The 20,443-nt window shown below is 70.8% G+C and carries 17 protein-coding genes and 1 tRNA gene; 1 reads left to right on the forward strand and 17 read right to left on the reverse strand.

The genetic code is table 11. The features are described from left to right. Positions 1-70 precede the first annotated feature (70 nt). From OHS82_RS14740 to OHS82_RS14805, 14 genes are all read right to left on the reverse strand, one after another. On the reverse strand, positions 71-748 hold the full coding sequence (locus tag OHS82_RS14740; RefSeq protein ID WP_057584057.1) for an arsenate reductase/protein-tyrosine-phosphatase family protein: 678 nt from the start codon (positions 746-748) through the stop codon (positions 71-73). Continuing rightward, on the reverse strand, positions 745-1,392 hold the full coding sequence (locus OHS82_RS14745) for an L-threonylcarbamoyladenylate synthase (RefSeq protein WP_057584058.1): 648 nt from the start codon (positions 1,390-1,392) through the stop codon (positions 745-747). Before OHS82_RS14745 ends, OHS82_RS14740 begins: the two co-directional genes overlap by 4 nt. An 89-nt stretch (positions 1,393-1,481) precedes the next feature. Next, positions 1,482-2,321, reverse strand: coding sequence for a peptide chain release factor N(5)-glutamine methyltransferase (gene prmC, locus OHS82_RS14750; protein ID WP_057584721.1), 840 nt, complete (start codon positions 2,319-2,321; stop codon positions 1,482-1,484). Between the two features lie 87 nt (positions 2,322-2,408). Further along, positions 2,409-3,485 (reverse strand): peptide chain release factor 1, encoded by a 1,077-nt coding sequence (gene prfA, locus OHS82_RS14755; RefSeq protein WP_057584061.1) that lies wholly within the window; start codon positions 3,483-3,485, stop codon positions 2,409-2,411. A 107-nt stretch (positions 3,486-3,592) separates the two neighbouring features. Then, on the reverse strand, positions 3,593-3,817 hold the full coding sequence (gene rpmE / locus OHS82_RS14760) for a 50S ribosomal protein L31 (RefSeq protein ID WP_057584064.1): 225 nt from the start codon (positions 3,815-3,817) through the stop codon (positions 3,593-3,595). 171 nt (positions 3,818-3,988) lie between these two features. Next, positions 3,989-5,158 carry an LCP family protein gene (locus OHS82_RS14765; RefSeq protein WP_328433985.1) on the reverse strand — a complete coding sequence of 390 codons (1,170 nt, stop codon included), beginning with the start codon at positions 5,156-5,158 and terminating at the stop codon, positions 3,989-3,991. A 169-nt stretch (positions 5,159-5,327) separates the two neighbouring features. After that, positions 5,328-7,130: a trypsin-like serine protease gene (locus OHS82_RS14770; RefSeq protein ID WP_328436063.1), complete on the reverse strand. Its 1,803-nt coding sequence runs from the start codon at positions 7,128-7,130 to the stop codon at positions 5,328-5,330. Between the two features lie 135 nt (positions 7,131-7,265). Then, positions 7,266-9,302 carry a transcription termination factor Rho gene (rho, locus tag OHS82_RS14775; protein ID WP_057584074.1) on the reverse strand — a complete coding sequence of 679 codons (2,037 nt, stop codon included), beginning with the start codon at positions 9,300-9,302 and terminating at the stop codon, positions 7,266-7,268. A gap of 427 nt (positions 9,303-9,729) precedes the next feature. Then, positions 9,730-10,659, reverse strand: a complete 930-nt coding sequence (gene thrB, locus OHS82_RS14780) for a homoserine kinase (protein ID WP_057584076.1) — start codon at positions 10,657-10,659, stop codon at positions 9,730-9,732. A 628-nt stretch (positions 10,660-11,287) separates the two neighbouring features. After that, entirely contained in the window at positions 11,288-12,346 is a 1,059-nt protein-coding gene (gene thrC, locus OHS82_RS14785; RefSeq protein ID WP_057584078.1) for a threonine synthase, read from the reverse strand. Positions 12,347-12,349: 3 nt separating this feature from the next. After that, complete coding sequence (locus OHS82_RS14790; RefSeq protein ID WP_057584722.1) at positions 12,350-13,648, reverse strand: homoserine dehydrogenase; 1,299 nt, start codon at positions 13,646-13,648, stop codon at positions 12,350-12,352. 176 nt (positions 13,649-13,824) lie between these two features. After that, positions 13,825-15,216, reverse strand: a complete 1,392-nt coding sequence (lysA, locus tag OHS82_RS14795) for a diaminopimelate decarboxylase (RefSeq protein ID WP_057584080.1) — start codon at positions 15,214-15,216, stop codon at positions 13,825-13,827. A 14-nt stretch (positions 15,217-15,230) separates the two neighbouring features. Next, the gene (nrtL, locus tag OHS82_RS14800; protein ID WP_057584084.1) at positions 15,231-16,313 is read right to left on the reverse strand and encodes an ArgS-related anticodon-binding protein NrtL; all 1,083 of its coding nucleotides are present in this window, start codon (positions 16,311-16,313) and stop codon (positions 15,231-15,233) included. 260 nt (positions 16,314-16,573) lie between these two features. Beyond that, positions 16,574-17,065: a response regulator gene (locus OHS82_RS14805; RefSeq protein WP_079041662.1), complete on the reverse strand. Its 492-nt coding sequence runs from the start codon at positions 17,063-17,065 to the stop codon at positions 16,574-16,576. A gap of 111 nt (positions 17,066-17,176) precedes the next feature. Here OHS82_RS14805 and OHS82_RS14810 point away from each other — a divergent pair. After that, a tRNA-Arg gene (locus OHS82_RS14810) sits at positions 17,177-17,248 on the forward strand. 232 nt (positions 17,249-17,480) lie between these two features. Here OHS82_RS14810 and OHS82_RS14815 read toward each other — a convergent pair. From OHS82_RS14815 to OHS82_RS14825, 3 genes are read right to left on the reverse strand one after another with little or no spacing between them, the layout of a single operon-like run. After that, positions 17,481-18,887, reverse strand: coding sequence for a tyrosine-type recombinase/integrase (locus OHS82_RS14815; RefSeq protein WP_328433986.1), 1,407 nt, complete (start codon positions 18,885-18,887; stop codon positions 17,481-17,483). After that, positions 18,884-19,054: a helix-turn-helix transcriptional regulator gene (locus OHS82_RS14820; protein ID WP_328436064.1), complete on the reverse strand. Its 171-nt coding sequence runs from the start codon at positions 19,052-19,054 to the stop codon at positions 18,884-18,886. The genes OHS82_RS14815 and OHS82_RS14820 overlap by 4 nt, the downstream gene beginning before the upstream one ends. Next, a complete protein-coding gene (locus tag OHS82_RS14825; protein WP_328433987.1) occupies positions 19,054-20,421 on the reverse strand; it encodes a replication initiator in 1,368 nt (455 codons plus the stop codon). The genes OHS82_RS14820 and OHS82_RS14825 overlap by 1 nt, the downstream gene beginning before the upstream one ends. Positions 20,422-20,443 lie beyond the last annotated feature (22 nt).

Raw genomic sequence — 20,443 nt, forward strand, 5'->3', positions numbered from 1 at the left:
CTCCGGGCGTCGACGGTGACGTACGTCCAATGTAGGCCCGCACCGGCCGCCACGCCCCGCGCCCGCGCCGTCAGGCTCGCGTCGGCACCCCCGTCAGGGCCGTGACCACCGGGTCCAGGGCCTGGTGTATCTCGTCGCCGATGGAGCGGAAGAACGGCAGGGGCGCCCCGTACGGGTCGTAGACCTCGTCGGCCTCCAGGGTCGGGGCCAGAAGCCACCCGCGTAGCGCCGCCGCCGCGCGGACCAGCGCCCGTGCGCGCATCACCACGCCCTCGTCCAGCGGCGGGAGGGTGGCCGGGTCGATGGCGTTGACCAGGCGGGTGAACTCCTTCAGGGTGAAGGTGCGCAGCCCCGCCGAGTGGCCCATGGAGATGACCTGGGCCCGGTGGTCGCGGGTCGCCGTCAGGACCAGGTCGGCCATGATGACGTGCTCGTCGAGGAGCTCCCGGCCGGTGAACCCGGACGCGTCCGCGCCGAACTCGGCCAGCACGGTCTCCGCGTTGGCCTCCATGGGCGCGCCCTCGTGGCCCCAGGTGCCCGCGCTCTCCACGATCAGCCCGCCGCCCAGCAGGCCGAGCCGCTGCGACACGAAATGCCGGGTCAGCCGCTCGGTGATCGGCGAGCGGCAGACGTTGCCGGTGCTGACGTGGAGGATGCGGAAGGTGTCGCGCGGATATCCGAACGTCGTCGTCTGCTCCGCGGCACGTTCCCCGTTGCCTATGCCACGCCCCGCGTCAGGGGCTGTCAATTCGCCACCTCGAGGTCGGGTACGACCTTCCGCAGCTCGTCCGCGGAGATCGCGCCCGCCCGCAGGAGCAGCGGCACCTCACGGCTGACGTCGACGATCGAGGACGGCACGTTGCCGGGGGTCGGACCGCCGTCGAGGTAGACGGAGACGGAGTCGCCGAGCATCTCCTGCGCGTAGTCGCAGTTCTCCGGCGCCGGGTGGCCGGTGAGGTTGGCGGAGGAGACCGCCATCGGGCCGACCTCCGTCAGCAGCTCGATGGCGACCGGGTGCAACGGCATGCGCACGGCGACCGTGCCGCGGGTGTCGCCCAGGTCCCACTGCAGGGACGGCTGGTGCTTGGCGACGAGCGTCAGCGCGCCCGGCCAGAACGCGTCGACCAGTTCCCAGGCCAGCTCGGAGAAGTCCGTGACGAGGCCGTGCAGCGTGTTCGGGGAGCCGATGAGGACGGGGGTGGGCATGTTGCGGCCCCGGCCCTTGGCGTCCAGCAGGTCGGCGACGGCCTCCGAGGAGAACGCGTCGGCGCCGATCCCGTACACCGTGTCGGTCGGGAGGACCACGAGCTCGCCACGGCGGACGGCGGACGCGGCCTCGCGCAGACCGGTCACACGGTCGGTCGCGTCGTTGGTGTCGTATCGCCGAGCCATCTAGCGAGCCTCCTCGTACACGGAATACACGAAATACACGAATGCGGACGCGTACACGTCCTGCTGCGGGTCGGGAGTGCGGGGGGCGCTCACGGCGTCGCCCTGCGGGCGGTGGCGAAGCGCGGACGGTTGTTGAGGTCGGGGTGGTCGGCCGCGTCGGCCCAGCCCCGCTCCTCGGTGAAGATCCACGGCACCTGGCCGCCCTGGGTGTCGGCGTGCTCGATGACGACGACGCCGCCGGGACGCAGCAGCCGGTGCGCGGTGCGCTCGATGCCGCGGATCAGGTCGAGGCCGTCCTCGCCGGAGAACAGGGCGAGTTCGGGGTCGTAGTCACGGGCCTCCGGGGCGACGTACTCCCACTCGGTGAGCGGGATGTACGGCGGGTTGGAGACGACGAGGTCGACCTGGCCGTCGAGGTCGCGGAAGGCGTCCAGGGCGTTGCCCTGGCGCAGGTCGACCCTGGAGCCCTCCATGTTCTTGCGGGTCCACACCAGGGCGTCCTCGGACAGCTCCACGGCGTGCACCCGGGAGCGCGGGACCTCCTGCGCGAGGGCGAGCGCGATGGCGCCGCTGCCGGTGCACAGATCGACGATCCGGGGCTCGACGACGTCCATGGCGCGTACGGCGTCTATGGCCCAGCCGACGACCGACTCGGTCTCGGGACGCGGCACGAAGACCCCGGGGCCGACCTGGAGCTCCAGGTACCGGAAGAAGGCCCGGCCGGTGATGTGCTGGAGCGGCTCGCGCTGCTCGCGCCGGGCGATGACCTCCCAGTACCGGGCGTCGAAGTCGGGATCCTTCACGGAGTGGAGTTCACCGCGCTTGACGCCGTGCACGAACGCCGCGAGCTCCTCCGCGTCGTTGCGCGGCGAGGGCACGCCGGCGTCGGCCAGCCGCTGGGTGGCCTGAGCTACCTCAGCGAGCAGCAGACTGCGAGGGCTCGGGGGGCGTCCCCCAAATGATTGCTGCACGCAAGTCCTCCGTGTCGTACTCGTCGTGCGTCCGTCCTACAACGCCTACGCGGCCGCGAGCTTGGCGGCCGAGTCCGCGTCGACGCAGGCCTGGATCACCGCGTCCAGGTCGCCGTCCAGGACCTGGTCCAGGTTGTACGCCTTGAAGCCGACCCGGTGGTCCGAGAGGCGGTTCTCCGGGAAGTTGTACGTGCGGATCTTCTCGGAGCGGTCGACCGTGCGGACCTGACTGCGGCGGGCGTCGGCGGCCTCCCGCTCCGCCTCCTCCTGCGCCGCCGCCAGCAGCCTGGAGCGCAGGATACGCATCGCCTGCTCCTTGTTCTGCAGCTGGCTCTTCTCGTTCTGGCAGGAGGCGACGACTCCGGTGGGAACGTGGGTGATGCGCACGGCGGAGTCGGTGGTGTTGACGGACTGGCCGCCGGGACCGGAGGACCGGTACACGTCGATGCGGAGGTCGTTCGCGTTGATCTCGACGTCGACCTCCTCGGCCTCGGGCGTCACCAGGACGCCGGCGGCGGAGGTGTGGATCCGGCCCTGCGACTCGGTCGCGGGCACCCGCTGCACGCGGTGCACTCCGCCCTCGTACTTCAGCCGCGCCCAGACGCCCTGCCCGGGTTCCGTCGCGCCCTGCCCGCCCTTGGTCTTCACCGCGACCTGGACGTCCTTGTAGCCGCCCAGCTCGGACTCGGTCGCGTCGATGATCTCGGTCTTCCAGCCCACCCGCTCGGCGTAGCGCAGGTACATCCGCAGCAGGTCGCCGGCGAACAGGGCCGACTCGTCGCCGCCCGCGCCCGCCTTGATCTCGAGGATGACGTCCTTGTCGTCGGACGGGTCACGGGGCACGAGCAGCAGCCGCAGCTTCTCCGTCAGCTCCTCGCGCTGCTTCTCCAGCTCCTTGACCTCGGCGGCGAAGTCCGGGTCGGAGGCGGCGAACTCGCGCGCGGTCTCGACGTCGTCGCCGGTCTGCTTCCAGGAGCGGTACGTGCCGACGATGGGGGTGAGCTCGGCGTAGCGCTTGTTGAGCTTGCGCGCGTTGGCCTGGTCGGCGTGCACCGACGGGTCGGCGAGCTTCTTCTCCAGGTCGGCGTGCTCTCCGAGCAACTCCTCGACGGCCTCGAACATGGTGGGCTCCTGAATGACGTACGTGGGGGAAGGGCGGGCGACCAAAAACGCCGGTCCCGGCGTGCCCCGGGCGGGGGCACTGCCGTGGACCGGCGAAGAGGGGCTCGCTACTTCTTGGAGCCGGCGGCGGCCTTGCCGAAGCGGGCCTCGAAGCGGGCCACACGGCCACCGGTGTCGAGGATCTTCTGCTTGCCCGTGTAGAACGGGTGGCACTCGGAGCAGACGTCGGCGCGGATGGAACCGCTTCCGATCGTGCTGCGGGTGGTGAACGACGCGCCACAGGTGCAGCTGACCTGCGTCTCGACGTACTCGGGGTGGATGTCGCGCTTCAAGGTGTCTCCTAGTTTCGGGAGGGCGCCGGGTCGCTGCCGCGGGATACGGCAAACGTGAACCGGAGCCGACGTACCAGTCTGCCAGCACTGGCCGCATCCCCCAAAACCGGGGGGCGGGGCGATCTATTCCCAGGGGGGTCCGCGGCGCCGGGAGCGGTCGGACCCGCGCCGCTACGACGAGGTCACGACCCCGGCGGCCTCGCCGCTGGCGTTGCCCTCGGTGGCCGCCTTCGGGACGGGCCGGTCGTTCTTCAGCGCCGTCCACACCTGCTCGGCCTTCGCCTCGGAGACGAGGACGCGGTTGAGGTTGGACGGGTCGTACCGGACCGGCATCGTCACCATGGTCATGTTGGTCGCGCTGATGCCCTTGAGGCCGCCCGCGAAGGACATCAGGGAGTTCAGCGACCCGAGGTCGGAGTCGGTGGTGACGGCCTTGGTGGCGGTGTCGGCGAGGGCGTACAGCTTGGTGCCGCTGTGGAAGAGACCGATGTGCTTGACCTGGTCGACCAGGGCCTTGATGAAGGCCTGCTGGAGCTGGATGCGGCCGAGGTCGGAGCCGTCGCCCACGCCGTGCCGGGTGCGGACCAGGCCGAGCGCCTGGCCGCCGGTGAGCGTGTGGGTGCCCGCGTCGAGCTTCAGATGGCTGTCGGGGTCGTCGATCGCCTTGGTCGTGGTGACCTCGACGCCGCCGAGCTCGTCGACGAGCTTCTCGAAACCGGCGAAGTCCACTTCCAGATAGTGGTCCATACGGATGCCGCTCATCGCCTCGACCGTCTTGACCGCGCAGGCCGCGCCGCCCGTCGAGTACGCCGAGTTGAACATGACGTCGGACGCGGCGTCGTGCGTGACGCCCTTCGGATCCGTGCAGGCGGGCCGGTCGATGAGGGTGTCGCGCGGTATGGAGACCACGCTGGCCCTCTTGTGGCCCTCGTAGACGTGCACGACCATCGCCGTGTCGGAACGGGCGCTGCCGTCGTCCGCGCCGCCGCCGAGCTTCTTGTTCGCGCCGGATCGGGTGTCCGAGCCCAGCACGAGGATGTTCTCCGAGCCGTTGTCGACCTTGGTGGGCCGCGACGTGCCCAGCGCGTGGTCGATGTCGACGCTCTTGATGTTGCCGTTGAGCTTGAAGTACAGGTATCCCGCGCCGGTGCCGCCCAGCACCAGGACGCCCGCGGCGCTCCACGCGGCGATCAGCAGGCCCTTGCGTCTGTCGCCGCGCTGCTTTCGGTGGCGCGGACCGCGCCGACCGTCCTGGCCGCCCGGACCGCTGCGGTCGGCTGCCCCGCTCGTCGTGCCGGCCTCACCCGGTGTGCCGGGCTCCGGCGTGCTCTCGGCAGACATGTGCTCCTCTGTTCTCGTGGAACCTCACCATCGTCACTCCGTCAGGTCAGACGGGGAAACTCGGGACAGGGTTACACGACGCTCCGTGCACATAACGCGGCGGAGCAATCACGGAGCGTGTTCGCAGGTGAGGGCCGCACCCGGCTCTCACCTGCGATTTCGCGGGGTTTCAGCCGAAGATGTCGTACTGCTTGAAAGTCGTCCCGAGTGAGGCCCTTGTGGCAAAGATCGCACTCGTGGCTTTTCCGGTGCCCTTGTAGAGATAGAGCGCTCCGGCGGGCGTACGGGCCAGCAGGTCGGCCACGCCGTCGCCGCTGACGTCCCCGACGGCTGCGACGGCGTTGTACGTCGCGCTGCTCCAGGTGGCGACCTTGACACGGGCCGCGAAGGCGGACGCGGCCGTGCCGTTGCCCCTGTAGAGGTAGACCGCGCCGGTGCTCTTGTTGCGGGCGATCAGGTCCGCCCTGCCGTCGGCGGTGAAGTCGCCGTGGCCGCGCAGGACGTCGTACTGGTTCCAGCCCGTGCCGTTCTTGACGCGCGCGGCGAAGGAGCCGCCGCCGTTGCCCGGGTAGACCCACAGGACGCCGGCCGAGTCGACGGAGACCAGGTCGGGAAGGTAGTCGCCGGTGACATCGCCGGGAGCGACGATCTGGGTGCGGGTCTTCCAGTTGTCGGCGATCAGCTTGGTCGCCCAGGTGCCGCTGGAGGGCACGTAGTGCCGCCAGAACACGTCACCGTCGGAGGCGCGCCGCAGGACGAGGTCCTGGACGCCGTCGCGGTCCAGGTCGGTCTGGAGGACCAGGTTGTAGCTGCTCCAGCTGCCCCAGGACTCGCGGGCGCCCAGCGAGGCGCCCTTGGAGTCCATCTCGTACCCGGTCTTGGTGGACGAGCTGCGCACCCACAGGTCGGCCAGATGGTCACCGCTGAGGTTGGTGTCGTCGACGCGCGGGTAGGCGCTGCCGACGTACGCGGAGACCTTGCTGAAGACGCTGTACGCGCCGCTCGCAACGCAGTCGGTGACGCCCCAGGAGACGACGCCCACGATCCGGTCCTGCCCGGCCGCGTTGCGCACGATCAGCGGCCCGCCGGAGTCGCCGTTGCAGGCGGTGGTGGTGCCCGCGTCGGTTCCGGTGGCGGGCGTGCCCGCGCACACCATGTGGCCGGCGCGGTAGTCGGCGCCGTATTGGTCCGAGCAGGTGGCGTCCGACCGCATCGGCAGCACGGCCGTCTTCAGCGTCTCGGAGAGGTCCTGCGTGGTGGAGCTGGTCCGGCCCCATCCGTACAGCGTGGCCTTCGTGCCGCTCGCGTACGAGGCGGTGTCCGTGCTCGTCGTCAGCTTGACCGGCGTGGCCCTGACCGGGGTCTCCAGGGTCAGCACGGCGATGTCGTTGTCGATGGTCGTGGCGCTGTAGGACGGGTGGTTCCACTGCCGGCGGACGTAGGTGCCGGTCCCGCCGTGCAGGCTGCCGTCGTCGGACATCAGCTGCGCGCTGCCCGTGACGACGTAGCCGTGGGCCTGCCAGTTGTAGCCCTTGACGCAGTGCGCGGCGGTGAGGATCTTCGTCGGCGAGACGACCGAGCCGCCGCAGAAGAAGCCGACGTCGTCGGTGGTGGTGCTGGTGCCCCGGTCGTCGCCGTACCAGAGCTGCGCCATCCAGGGTGCGCGGGTGACGGTCGTCGTCGTACCGCCGATGATCTTCGGGTCGACCTTGGTGGCGCCGACGCTCGTGCTCCCGCTGAGGGAGGTCTTCGCGGCCTGCCCCGGCGTCTCGTCGCCGCTGACCGCGACGTCGATCAGCTTCCGCAGTTCCTTGGCCGACTTCGTCGCGGCCGGGGCGGGCGCCGGAGGCGTCTCGGCGGCCTGGGCGGACGACAGGAACAGCGTGCCGGCGACGGCCGCCGCCAGGCCGGCCGCCGCGACGGGCAGAGCGATCCGTATCCGGCGTCTGTGCCGGCCGCCGCCCCCGGACATGGGTGTACCCACGCGAGTCCCCCCTCAGGGATCAGGATGGTGGAAGAGCGAGATCGTATCCCGCCCGTGAAACGCGGATCAGGGCCGCCCCCGCGTGCGGGGGCGGCCCTGATCCGATGGCTGCGGGCTACGACGTCAGTCGTTGTTGTTGCCCGGCGACGGCGTCGTCTTCTGGATCTGCATCAGGAACTCGCCGTTCGACTTCGTCTGCTTCATCTTGTCGAGGAGCAGCTCGATCGCCTGCTGCTGGTCGAGCGCGTGCAGCACCCGGCGCAGCTTCCAGGTGACCGCGAGCTCCTCGGCGCCGAGCAGGATCTCTTCCTTGCGGGTGCCGGACGCGTCCACGTCCACCGCCGGGAAGATGCGCTTGTCGGCGAGCTTGCGGTCGAGCTTGAGCTCGGCGTTGCCGGTGCCCTTGAACTCCTCGAAGATCACCTCGTCCATGCGGGACCCGGTGTCCACCAGCGCGGTGGCGAGGATGGTCAGCGAGCCGCCGTCCTCGATGTTGCGGGCCGCACCGAAGAAGCGCTTCGGCGGGTACAGGGCCGTCGAGTCGACACCACCGGACAGGATGCGGCCGGAGGCCGGGGCGGCGAGGTTGTACGCACGGCCCAGACGCGTGATCGAGTCGAGCAGCACGACGACGTCGTGGCCCAGCTCCACCAGACGCTTGGCGCGCTCGATGGCGAGCTCGGCGACCGTGGTGTGGTCCTCGGCCGGACGGTCGAAGGTCGAGGAGATGACCTCGCCCTTGACCGACCGCTGCATGTCGGTGACCTCTTCCGGACGCTCGTCGACCAGGACGACCATCAGGTGGCACTCGGGGTTGTTGTGCGTGATCGCGTTGGCGATCGCCTGCATGATCATGGTCTTGCCGGTCTTCGGCGGGGCCACGATCAGACCGCGCTGACCCTTGCCGATCGGCGCGACGAGGTCGATGATGCGGGTCGTCAGGACGCCCGGGTCGGTCTCCAGACGGAGCCGGTCCTGCGGGTAGAGCGGCGTCAGCTTGTTGAACTCGGGGCGTCCGCGCCCGGATTCGGGCGCCATGCCGTTCTGCGAGTCCAGGCGGACCAACGCGTTGAACTTCTCGCGGCGCTCCCCGTCCTTCGGCTGACGGACGGCGCCGGTGACGTGGTCGCCCTTGCGCAGACCGTTCTTGCGGACCTGGGCGAGCGAGACGTACACGTCGTTCGGGCCCGGCAGGTAGCCGGAGGTCCGGATGAACGCGTAGTTGTCCAGGATGTCCAGGATGCCCGCGACGGGGATCAGGACGTCGTCGTCGGCGAGCTGCGGCTCGGGGGCGCCGATCTCGTCGCGCCCGCGGCGGCCACGGCGGTCGCGGTAACGGCCGCGACGGCCACGCCGGCCGTCGCCGAACTCGTCGTCGTCCTGCGGGCCGTTGTCGCGCTGCTGCTGACCCTGACGGCCGCCGCCCTGCTGCTGACCCTGCTGGCCGCCGCGCTGCTGCTGGCCGCCCTGCTGGTCGTCGCCCTTGCGGCGGTCGCCGCGGTCTCCACGCTCGCCGCGGTCCCCGCGCTCACCACGGTCACGGCCGCGCTCGCGGCGGTCGCGGCGACGGCCCTCGCCGCCGTCGGCGTCGCTCTTGGCGTCGCCCTGCGGCTGGGCCTGGGCGTCGGTCTGCGCCGGCGCGGGCGTCTCGGCCTTCGGGGCGCTCTTCGCCTCGGCGGCGACCGTCTCCGGGCTGCCCGCGTCGGCGGTGGCACGACGGCGACGGCGCTCGGTCGGCGCGTCGGCGCCGGCCGGCTGGCCGGGAATCTCGATCTGCTGCTGGGCCACGGCCTTCTCGGCGGCGGCCTCGGCCGGGGCGGCGTCCGCCTTCTTGTCGGCGGCCTCTCCCGTGCGGGCCTTGGAGGTGGCGCGGCGCTTGGGCTTGGCCTCGGCGGCCGGGTCCTCGGCCTTGGCCGGGGCGCCGCCGCCCGCCTGCGCCTCCTTGATGACCTCGATCAGCTGGCTCTTGCGCATCCGCGCGGTGCCCTTGATGCCGAGGCCGGATGCGACCTGCTGCAGCTCGGCCAGCACCATGCCCTCGAGGCCGGTACCGCGGCGTCGCCGGGAGCCTGCACCGGTGGCAGGCGCGGAGGCGTCCGTGGCGGGCGCGGCAGCGGTCTCCTCGACACGTGCGCCCATCAGATCGGTGGTGTCGCTCACGAAGGGTCCTTCCCTGGAGCGGACGTCGGCCTGTCTGGCTCGGCGACCGTTTGTGCTGTCCGACTTCGGTCCTTGCTGTGGCGAAGCCGGGGCGGTGGTCCGCCTTATGCGGCGGAAGAGAATTTGCTGGTGATGGCGCTTCCCCGACGTGTCGTGACACCCAGTGTCACGTGGCGTGGTAGCACCGATTCCGGAGCTCCCCCAGAGGGGGGACCCCCACCTGCGGGCCGTTCAGCGTCGTTGCACGGCGTACTGCCCAGGTACGACGTACGGAACGCAGTGCGGCTTGGGGAGCTCCCGGAAGAATGTCTGTCCCGAAGGGGGACACGAAGCACCTCGCCGTGGTGGGGTCGGGTGCAGACTTGAGGTTAACACTACCGGATCCAACAAACATTCCCCCTCTCGAAATCCGGCAACCGAGCGCTTTTTAAATGTCGCCGGAGGGCGCAAGAGGCAGCACGCACGCCCCCTGCAGGTCCATGGCCAGGCGGTTTGCGGCCCAGTCCGCGCCGGCCGAGGACTCGATCTTGTCGGCGGTGCCCGCGTCGGCCAGCGCCATCACGGTGGGTCCGGCGCCGGAGATGACGGCCGGGATCCCGTCGGCGCGCAGCCGCTCCACCAGCGCCGCGCTCTCCGGCATGGCCGGCGCGCGGTACTCCTGGTGCAGACGGTCCTCGGTGGCGGGCAGCAGCAGTTCGGGGCGCCGGGTGAGAGCCTCGACGAGCAGCGCGGCCCGGCCGGCGTTGGCCGCCGCGTCGACGTGCGGGACGGAGCGCGGGAGCAGACCGCGCGCGGTCTCGGTGAGGACCGGCTTTCCGGGCACGAAAACCACCGGAACGATGGAATCGGCGGGCTCCGTCCTGATCGCCCGCGCGGCGCCGGCCTCCATCCAGGACAGGGTGAAACCGCCGAGCAGACAGGCCGCCACGTTGTCCGGGTGGCCCTCGATCTCGGTCGCGAGCTCGAGCAGGGCGGCGTCGTCGAGCCTGCTCTCACCGCCTATCGTCACCGCGCGCGCGGCGACGATGCCGGCGCAGATCGCAGCGGAGGAGGAGCCGAGGCCCCGGCCGTGCGGGATGCGGTTGGCGCAGACGATCTCCAGTCCGCGCGGCTGACCGCCGAGGACGTCGAACGCGGTGCGCAGGGAACGGACGAGCAGGTGCGTCTCGTCGCGCGGCAGCGTCTCGCTGCCCTCACCCGCGATGTCGATGTGCAGCCCGGAGTCGGCCACCCGGACGACGACGTCGTCGTAGAGCCCCAGCGCGAGGCCGAAGGCGTCGAAACCCGGGCCGAGGTTGGCGCTGGTGGCGGGAACGCGCACACGCACGGGGGCGGCACGGAAGGCGGGACCGGCCATCTTGCGATGACTCTCCTTGAGCTGCGGGGCTGTCGAATGAGATGCGCTACGTACATGAGGACCCTGCCGCCGCTAAGGCGACGCGGCACCGCGGCATATGCGGCGGGCGGGTTCAGTACAGCCTATCGAAGGAAGGTTCTGCGGCGACATAGGGCGCACAGGAGGCGCACGATGCGTGTCGTAAGCCCCCTGTGCACCCCCGGTGGGGAAGTCCCCGGCGAGGGTCGCGTCGACTCACGTCAGGCCGCCGCCGCGCCTTCCGTCGAGCCCTCCGCCGGGTCACCGCCGGTTGGGTGTCGCCGGCGGCCGTCCGGCGGGTCGTCCGGCGGGTCGTCCGGCGGAAGGTCCGGCGGAAGGTCCGGCTGACGTCTCCGGTGGGCCGTCCGGTGGAACCGGGTGTTCCCGATGGAATCGAGTGTTCCGGTGGAGGCCCGTGTTCCGGTGAAGCCGCTGTTGCGGCTCCGGCTCCGGAGCGCCGGTGTTCCCGGGTGGGCTCGTCCGCCTCGACCGCCGTCGACCGCTGTCGAGTGCCGTCGAGCGCCGTCGCCCGCCCGGGCCCCCGCCGCGGTCCGCCGTCGACCGGCGGGCGCTCGTGGGCCGTCCGCCGGTCCGTGGTGGACGGGTTCCGCTACGCGAGTCCGAGGCGCTCGGCCGCCGTGACCGCGTCGACCGGGACGGTGACGGGCTGCGGGGCGCCGGCGACGGCCCAGTCTGGGTCCTTGAGGCCGTTGCCGGTGACGGTGCAGACGATGCGCTGACCGGGGTCGACGAGACCCTGCTCGGCGGCCTTCAGCAGACCGGCCACCGACGCGGCGGACGCGGGCTCCACGAAGACGCCCTCCTGAGCCGCCAACAGCCGGTAGGCGCGCAGGATCTCACGGTCCGTCACCTCGTCGATGCGGCCGCCCGACTCCTCCTCGGCCGCCAGCGCGAACTTCCAGGAGGCGGGGTTGCCGATACGGATCGCGGTGGCGATGGTCGACGGGTCCTTGACGATCTCGCCGCGCACGATCGGAGCGCTGCCGGACGCCTGGAACCCCCACATCCGGGGGGTCTTGGCGGCGATCTTGTCGGCGGCGTACTCCTGGTACCCCTTCCAGTACGCGGTGATGTTGCCCGCGTTGCCGACCGGCAGGACGTGGATGTCGGGGGCGTCGCCGAGCATGTCGACGATCTCGAAGGCGGCCGTCTTCTGTCCCTCGATGCGCACCGGGTTGACCGAATTGACCAGCGCCACCGGGTAGTTGTCGCTCAGCGCGCGGGCGAGGGTGAGGCAGTCGTCGAAGTTGCCGTCGACCTGGAGGATCTTCGCGCCGTGGACGAGGGCCTGGCCCATCTTGCCGAGCGCGATCTTGCCGCGCGGCACGAGCACGGCCGAGACCATGCCCGCACGGACGGCGTAGGCGGCCGCGGAGGCGGAGGTGTTGCCCGTCGAGGCGCAGATGACCGCCTGCGCGCCCTCCTCCTTGGCCCGCGTGATCGCCATCGTCATACCGCGGTCCTTGAAGGACCCGGTCGGGTTGGCGCCCTCCACCTTGAGGTGGACCTCGCAGCCCGTGCGCTCGGAGAGCACCTGCGCGGGCACGAGCGGCGTGCCGCCCTCACGGAGCGTCACGACCGGCGTGCTGTCGGATACCGGCAGCCGGTCCCGGTACTCCTCGATGATTCCGCGCCACTGGTGGGTCATTGGTTACTCTCCTTCAACCCGCATGATGCTGGCGACACCCCGCACGGTGTCGAGCTTGCGCAGCGCCTCGACGGTCCCGGTGAGGGAGGCGTCGGACGCGCGATGGGTGACGACGACGAGGGAGGCCTCGCCGCTTCCGTCCAGTCGGCCCTGCTGCCGCACGGTGTCGATGGAGACTCCGTGCTCGGCGAAGACGGTGGCGACCTGGGCGAGAACGCCAGGCTTGTCCGCGACGTCGAGACTGATGTGATACCGGGTGACGACATCGCCCATCGGCGACACCGGCAGGGCGGCATACGCCGACTCGCCGGGCCCCGTCGCCCCGCTGAGCCGGTTGCGGCAGACGGCGACGAGGTCGCCGAGCACGGCGGAGGCGGTGGGTGCACCGCCGGCGCCGGGGCCGTAGAACATGAGCTGGCCGGCCGCGTCCGACTCGACGAACACGGCGTTGTAGGCGCCGCGCACCGAGGCGAGCGGATGGCTCAGCGGAATCATGGCGGGGTGCACCCGCGCGGTCACGGACCCCCCGTCGGCCGCCCGCTCGCAGATGGCGAGCAGCTTGATGGTGCAGCCCATCTGCCGGGCGGAGGCGAAGTCGGCCGACGTCACCTCGGTCATGCCCTCGCGGTAGACGTCGTCGAGGCGCACGCGCGTGTGGAAGGCGATCCCGGCGAGGATGGCGGCCTTGGCGGCCGCGTCGAAGGCCTCGACGTCGGCGGTCGGGTCGGCCTCGGCGTACCCCAGGGCGGTGGCCTCGTCGAGGGCCTCCTGGTAGCCGGCGCCGGTGGAGTCCATCTTGTCGAGGATGAAGTTGGTGGTGCCGTTGACGATGCCGAGCACCCGGTTCACCTTGTCGCCGGCGAGGGACTCGCGCAGCGGCCGGATCAGCGGGATGGCGCCGGCGACGGCGGCCTCGTAGTACAGGTCCTTGCCGTGCTCGTCGGCGGCGGCGTGCAGCGCGGCGCCGTCCTGGGCGAGCAGCGCCTTGTTGGCGGAGACGACGGAGGCGCCGTGCTCGAAGGCGGCGGTGATGAGCGTGCGCGCGGGCTCGATGCCGCCGATGACCTCGACGACGACGTCGATGTCCCCGCGTTTGACGAGGGCGGTGGCGTCGGTGGTGACGAGGGCGGGGTCGATGCCTTCCCGGACCCGGGACGGCCGCCGCACGGCGACACCGGCGAGCTCCACGGGAGCGCCGATCCGCGCGGCGAGGTCGTCGGCGTGCGTCGTCATGATGCGCGCCACCTCTGAGCCGACCACTCCACAGCCCAGCAGCGCCACCTTCAGCGGACGCGTACGCATCATCCGACCTCGTTTCCTGAATACCGTCTACGGCAGTTTCCGGTTGGTTCAGTCTCACTCACCGGACCGGGGTTTCTATCCCTGGTCCGGATCGTGAGACATGTATTTCATTTTCCCAGCGGCGGCAGACAGGAGATCTTCCGCCCGTTCTTCTCCGCCGCACTGTTCTCCGTCGCTCAGCCCACGTCGAGCCGCAGCAGGTCCTCCTCGGTCTCCCTGCGCACGACGACCCGCGACTCCCCCTCGTGCACGACGACCACCGGCGGCCTCGGCACGTGGTTGTAGTTGCTGGCCATGGAACGGCAGTACGCCCCCGTCGCGGGGACGGCGATGAGGTCACCGGGTGCCAGGTCCGACGGCAGGAACGCGTCCTTCACCACGATGTCCCCGCTCTCGCAGTGCTTGCCGACCACGCGTGCCAGCATCGGCTCGGCGTCGCTGGCACGCGAGACGAGCGCGACGCTGTACTCGGCGTCGTACAGCGCCGTGCGGATGTTGTCGGACATGCCGCCGTCGACGGAGACGTACGTCCGCAGCCCGTCGAGCGGCTTGACGGTGCCCACCTCGTACAGGGTGAAGGCGGTCGGTCCGACGATCGCACGGCCCGGCTCGACGGAGATACGCGGCGTGCGCAGCCGTGCGGCCTCGCACTCGCGGGTGACGATCTCGGTCAGGGCCTTGGCGATCTCGTGCGGCTCGCGGGGGTCGTCGTCGCTGGTGTACGCGATGCCGAGACCGCCGCCGAGGTCGATCTCGGGAAGCTCGACGCCGTGTTCGTCCCGGATCACCTTGAGCAGCCCCACCACCCGGTGGGCGGCGACCTCGAACCCCGACATGTCGAAGATCTGCGACCCGATGTGCGAGTGGATTCCGATCAGCTCGAGCCCGTCGAGCTGAAGGGCGCGCCGCACCGCCTCGGCCGCCTGCCCGCCGGCGAGCGGGATCCCGAACTTCTGGTCCTCGTGGGCGGTGGCGATGAACTCGTGCGTGTGGGCCTCGACGCCGACGGTGATGCGGATCTGCACCCGCTGACGCCTGCCGAGGGACTGCGCGATGTGCGCGACCCGCACGATCTCCTGGAAGGAGTCCAGGACGATGCGCCCGACCCCGGACTCGACGGCCCGGCGGATCTCCTCCGTCGACTTGTTGTTGCCGTGGAAGGCGATGCGATCCGCCGGCATGCCGGCCGACAGGGCGGTGGCCAGCTCGCCGCCGGAGCAGACGTCGAGGTTGAGCCCCTCCTCGTGCAGCCACCGCACGACGGCCCGGGACAGGAACGCCTTGCCGGCGTAGAAGACGTCGGCGTCGCTGCCGAACGCGGTGCGCCAGGCGCGCGCCCGGCCGCGGAAGTCCGCCTCGTCGAGGATGTAGGCCGGGGTGCCGTGCTGCTCGGCGAGGCTGACGACGTCGACGCCGCCGACGGTCAGCACACCGTCGGCGTTCCGTGTGACGGTCTGCGCCCAGACCTTGCCGTCGAGGGTGTTCAGATCGGCGGGCGGCGCGGAGTAGTGGCCCTCGGTCAGTACGTCGGCGTGACGGGGCCCGGCGGGGTGGGCGGAACGGCTCATCTGGGCGTGCTCTCTCAGAGGTGATCGGGTGCGTCGATACCGAGCAGGGACAGGCCGCCGGCCAGCACCGCCCCGGCGGCTTCGGCAAGCGCGAGCCGGGCACGGTGGGCGGCCGAGGGTTTCTCCTCACCACGGGGAAGGACGACGGGAAGCAGGACGAGGGTCACGTCGGCCAGCGCCAGAAGGTGTCGGGCGAGACGGGAGGGAGCGCCGGGGTCGAGACCGGGGGTGCCCGGCTGCGGGACGTCGGTCACTGCCGTGGCCAGGATGCGGGGGTAGTCCGCGAGAAGGGGAAGCAGTTCGTGGGCTTCGGACGGCACCTGAAGGCCGAAGTCGGCGGCGACGACATCCGTGACGGATTCCGTGACGGCGTCCGTGGCGCCGTCGAGCGGGCTGCCGGAACCGGACCACGGCCCGAACCCGAGATCGGCGGCGTTGCGGCGCACGGCCCGGGTGCGGGCGTGGGCGTAACGGACCCGGAAGAGAGGATTGCTCTCCCGCTGGACGAGATGATCCGCGGTCACCCGGGGCCGGTCGTGCGGGGCCGGATGGAGCAGGGCCCAGCGTGCGGCGTCGAGACCGAGCGGGGCGGGGTCCTCGGGGGCGGGCGCGGGCCGCAGGGTGACGGGCCCGTCGTGACTGATGTCGACGCGGCCGCCCTGCGCCGCGACGATCCGCGCGAGCGCGTCGGCGACGACCTCCGCACGCACCTCGTACGGCACCCGCACCGCGAAGACCTGCCCGGCGAGCCTGTCGCCGTGCCCGTACCGCGGCCCCTCACCGAGGACACGCCGGACGAGGACCGCGGCGGCAAAACCGTCGAGGCTGAGGTTGAGGAACCCCGGCCCGGTGATCTCGACGCCGGCGACCCCCTCGGACGCGGCCAGGTACGACCGGAGCACCTCGGCGACACGGAGCGGGGGCTGCCCGGCCGGCCGGGCGAGCTGCAGGGCGATGTTCGTGGCGTAGTCCCCACGCCCACCGGGCCCCGGCGGCGCGACCACGGCACGCGCAGGAACGGCGACGCTGAGCTCCCCGGCCTCCACGGCACGACGCACCGCGCGCAGCACGGTACGGGAGAGCTCGACGGGGGTCACGGGACAAGCGTAGGGGAGGAGGGGGGTGGGTAGGCGAGCAGGTTTGCGAGAGGTCCGCGATGTGGACGCCGACACAGAAGAGAAACGGAGGCGCGGACGAGGGACGGGGAAGCGGGGACGAGGGCGCAAGGGGGAGACGAGGGAATGGAGAAGCGGGAGCGCCAAGCCCGGAACAGCAGCCGCCGCGGACACAGCGAGACGCACAGCCGGACGCTCGGCCACACCCGTGCAGCCACACCCGTGCAGCCGACGAAACAGCTCTACTCGGTCATGGGCCCCGCGCCGGACCCGCCACCCGTCCCGGCCCCCACACCCTCCCCCGCGTCGCTCTCCCTATCCATCAAGGTCCGAATGAGCGAGACGAGTTCGGCGGGATCGAAGGGCTTGGCGAGGAAGGCGTCGACTCCGACCTCCAGCCCGGCCTCCACCTCGTACTGCGTACACGCACTGATGATGGCGAGCGGAAGATCACGTGTGCGTGGATCGGTACGCAGCCGAGCGGCGGTCCGCAGCCCGTCGAGCCGGGGCATGGCGACATCGAGGGTCACGAGATCGGGTCGCACCTGATGGACGACTTCCAGACACTCGACACCATCGGACGCGGTCACGACCTCGATGCCCTCCAGCTCGAGATTGACCCTGATCAGCTGCCGGATGACCTTGTTGTCGTCGACAACAAGCACCCGGCCCGACGCGCCTGGCACACCTCGAGAGTAGGTCCGGACCGGCCACCGCGTCCGGGTTTTCCCCACTTCCACCCCCCACGGACGCCGCTCCGGCCCGCAGAAACACGTTCATGAACACCCCGAGGGAGCTGGTAGTGTTCTACCCGTCGCCGCGAGCAAACAACTCCGGCCCGACACGCCCCCGTAGCTCAGGGGATAGAGCAACGGCCTCCGGAGCCGTGTGCGCAGGTTCGAATCCTGCCGGGGGCACCTTGTACGAGGTGCCCAAAGACCCCGCCACCAGCGCTTTCGCTGAGGACGGGGTCTTGGCGTATGTGCAGGCGTGTGCCGCTCGGAGCGGCCGTATGTCGGGTGCTGTGGACTATGCGTGGACTGGCCGCAGGGCAGGAATCCGCAGGTCATCCCTAGAAGCGACGAAGCCCCCGGACCATAGTCCAGGGGCCATCATGCCGCAGGCGTGTGTGTCGCGGGTGGGTCAGGATCAGGGCTCGTCGCGGGGCTCGTTCTCCCGGTCGTGGTCCTCGCCGAGGAGTTCGGCGATCCGGCGGTTGGCGACGTCTTGGCGGCCGTCGAGGCACTTCGCGTAGCGGCTCAGGAGCACTTCGACGCTGTTGCCGGCGCGCTCGGCAACCTCGGTCGGGTCGACGCCAGCGTTGAGCCAGGATGAGAGCGCGGCGTGCCGCAGGTCGTACGGTCGAGCGGCCAGCGGCGAGGCCACCTGTTCCGGCGTGAGCGCCAGGTGCCGGGCCTCGTCCCAGACGCGCCAATAGGTGGTCGAGGCGACCACTCCCCCGCGCTCGTTGGCGAACAGCCGGCCGTCCTTGGCGGTGCCGAACTCTTCGATGTGCGCGAGGAGCATGCGGACGAGACGGGGTGGAATCGGAACGATGCGGGTCTCGTTGGCGGGCCGGTTCTTGAGGCCGCGGTTGTCGTGCACCTCCCCCGTTCCGGTCCAACGCTTACCGACGGTGGGACGGCTCTTCTCCAGGATCAACGAGCCCCACCCGATGTCCGGCAACGTGCAGTCCGGACGGCGCAGCGCCACAGCTTCCGCCGGCCGCAGCCCACCGAAGTACATGCAGGCAAAGAGTGCGACGAGGCGGCGACCACGGGCCCGTCGGTAGCCACCGACGTAGGAGACAGCCCCCAGGAGCTCGGCCGCCTGCCGGGGGTTCACCACGACTCGGCGGTCTACTTCCTTGGTCACCTTGGGCAGCTTCCACTTCACGAGCGTGACCGGGTTCTCCGGGAGCTCCCCCAGCTCGACCGCGTAGGCCAGGGCGTTGAAGAGGACGGCCCGCTTGCGCCTCACCGTCTCGGCAGCCGCCGGAGCCCCGGAAAGGGTGAGCTTGAGCGAGTCGAGGACGCAGCGGATGTCCGCCGGATTCTTGAGCGTCGCCAGGGGCAGCGAGGCTTTGGCCACCCATCGGAGGGCGTTGGCGATGTCCACCGGCAGAGCGTCCTCGTCCTCGGCCTGGACGACGAAGGCCCAGCCGCGCAGGGCGCGCCGCAACACATCATCTGCCGGTCGACTGGGCCGGTCCCCCAGGAGCTGAGTCGTGACGAGCGTCATCGTCTCGTTCAGGCTGTCGCGGGAGTTCGGAGCGGCGTGCGGCCATTTCATGGCGACGTACGCCCGCGCGAAGTCGTACCAGGTGAGGGACTCTTTGACCGGCGCCATAGAGTCCGGCAGACCGGTTTCCGTGTCGAATGCCTCGCCCTTTTGCGCAGCCCGGAGCAGCTTCGCGCGGAAGTTGTCGGCGAGCGCCTTGGTCCGGAAGGTCTCGGAGAACGGCGGGACGTCGCCGACCTTCCATCGCACGTCGTACGACGGCGTCTTGTACGGCCGCTTGCGGATGCTCCACACCTTCACGTCATGGGACTTCACGCCGCCTCCCCGAGCCCGTGGAGCCACGAGGTGAAGTCACTGCGCCAGAAGCGGAGTTCACCGTTTGGAAGCTTGATCGCCTCCGGAGCATGTCCCAGCTCGCGCCAGCGGTAGAAGGTGCGGCGGGAGACTCCGCCCAGCTCGGCGAGGATCTGCGGGACAGTCATCAGTTCGTCTCGTCGGCGGTCCACGACGAGTCTCCTTCCGTGTCCGGGGTGTCGGGTCGCCGTGAGGTGGCGAGCCAGGATTCGGCGGCGGTCAGCCCGGTACCGGCGAAGCGCCAGTGAGAGAGGACAAGGACGGTGTCCGGATCCGGCATGGGGTGGCCGGCCAGGGCCGCGCGTTCGCGGGTGAGTGCTTCGTTGTGGTCGGCGCGTTCCTGGCGGAGGGCGCCGAGGGTGACGGAGTACGCGCGGGACTTGGTCGAGAAGTGGCCGCGGAAGCCGAGCATGTGGGCCCACTTGCGCAGGCGCAGGTCTTCGAGCTCAGGGAGCGCGCCGAGGTGCCAGCAGGTGAGGATCATCCGTCGGGCGTGGTCGGTGACGTCGGTGCCGATGAGGTCGATGACTGGGTTGCGGATCGGGCGGTCGAGGGTGCCGGTCGCGCTCTCCGCGCCCTTGGTGGCGTACTTGGCGATGTAGGAGGCGACGGCTCGGCTGCTCAGGTCGGTAGTGCCCGTGAAGTCGGCGGAACGGATGGGCCGGACGTCGAGCTCTTTGCCGAAGCGGAAGGTGTAGGCGCGACCGTCGAGGATCGGACCAGGCGCCTCGGCGAGACGACCTGCCGAGCGGATCGCATCGCTGAGGAGCTCTGTCGTCGCCCAGGCCGGCGGAGTGTCCTCGGCACCTTCCGGACCATCGAGCCGGATCACGGCGTGAAAGTGGACGGCACCGCGCCGCTGGTACTCGGCGACCTTGGCGTACGACACCTTGAGGCAGTCGCGCAGTGCGGAGCGGCCGATGCCCGCGCGGGAGGCGAGCTGCTGACGCAGGTAGGTGGTGAACCGAGCCCAGAGGGCACCGGCGTGCGCGTTCCAGAGGACGGCCGCGCGGTAGTCGTAGCGCTCCGGGTCGAGGGGCGTGCCGAGGATGGAGTCCCCTTCCGCGTGGACACGACCACAACGGCAGCGGCCGGCGGAGGGACGGTTATGGACCGGGCCGAACGACGGGGCGGTGAAGGTGGCGAAGACGCGGGGGTGTCCTGCGACGACCGGGCCGATCCCCTTGCCGCCGCTCAGCCCGGCCGTGACCAGGTGGAACGTGTCCTTGCGGTAGACCTCGGCGCACGCGGCGCACCTGGTGGCGCGACGGTTGTTGCAGCGGATGAGGAGCTGTCCGACCGGAAGGTCTCGGTCGACGACCTCACGGACGATCTCGCCCGTAGCGGCGTGGACGTCTAGGCGGTGACCCTCCATCCGTACGGGCTGCTCGCAACCACCGAGACGTTGGATCTGCTGTGCGTAGCCGCTGAGGTCGCCGTGCAGGGCGAGGGCCGCCAGCTGACGGATGGCTCCGGGCGGAGCCTCGGGACGCATGTGCGGGTTCCTCCTTGGAGGG

Source organism: Streptomyces sp. NBC_00425, assembly GCF_036030735.1.
Classification (GTDB): domain Bacteria; phylum Actinomycetota; class Actinomycetes; order Streptomycetales; family Streptomycetaceae; genus Streptomyces.

Coding starts and splice junctions, on each gene's coding strand:
- OHS82_RS14745 (WP_057584058.1), bottom strand. CDS start 1,392: ATGGCTCGGCGATACGACACCAACGACGCGACCGACCGTGTGACCGGT.
- prfA (WP_057584061.1), bottom strand. CDS start 3,485: ATGTTCGAGGCCGTCGAGGAGTTGCTCGGAGAGCACGCCGACCTGGAG.
- OHS82_RS14765 (WP_328433985.1), bottom strand. CDS start 5,158: ATGTCTGCCGAGAGCACGCCGGAGCCCGGCACACCGGGTGAGGCCGGC.
- OHS82_RS14770 (WP_328436063.1), bottom strand. CDS start 7,130: ATGTCCGGGGGCGGCGGCCGGCACAGACGCCGGATACGGATCGCTCTG.
- thrB (WP_057584076.1), bottom strand. CDS start 10,659: ATGGCCGGTCCCGCCTTCCGTGCCGCCCCCGTGCGTGTGCGCGTTCCC.
- thrC (WP_057584078.1), bottom strand. CDS start 12,346: ATGACCCACCAGTGGCGCGGAATCATCGAGGAGTACCGGGACCGGCTG.
- OHS82_RS14790 (WP_057584722.1), bottom strand. CDS start 13,648: ATGCGTACGCGTCCGCTGAAGGTGGCGCTGCTGGGCTGTGGAGTGGTC.
- lysA (WP_057584080.1), bottom strand. CDS start 15,216: ATGAGCCGTTCCGCCCACCCCGCCGGGCCCCGTCACGCCGACGTACTG.
- OHS82_RS14820 (WP_328436064.1), bottom strand. CDS start 19,054: ATGACTGTCCCGCAGATCCTCGCCGAGCTGGGCGGAGTCTCCCGCCGC.
- OHS82_RS14825 (WP_328433987.1), bottom strand. CDS start 20,421: ATGCGTCCCGAGGCTCCGCCCGGAGCCATCCGTCAGCTGGCGGCCCTC.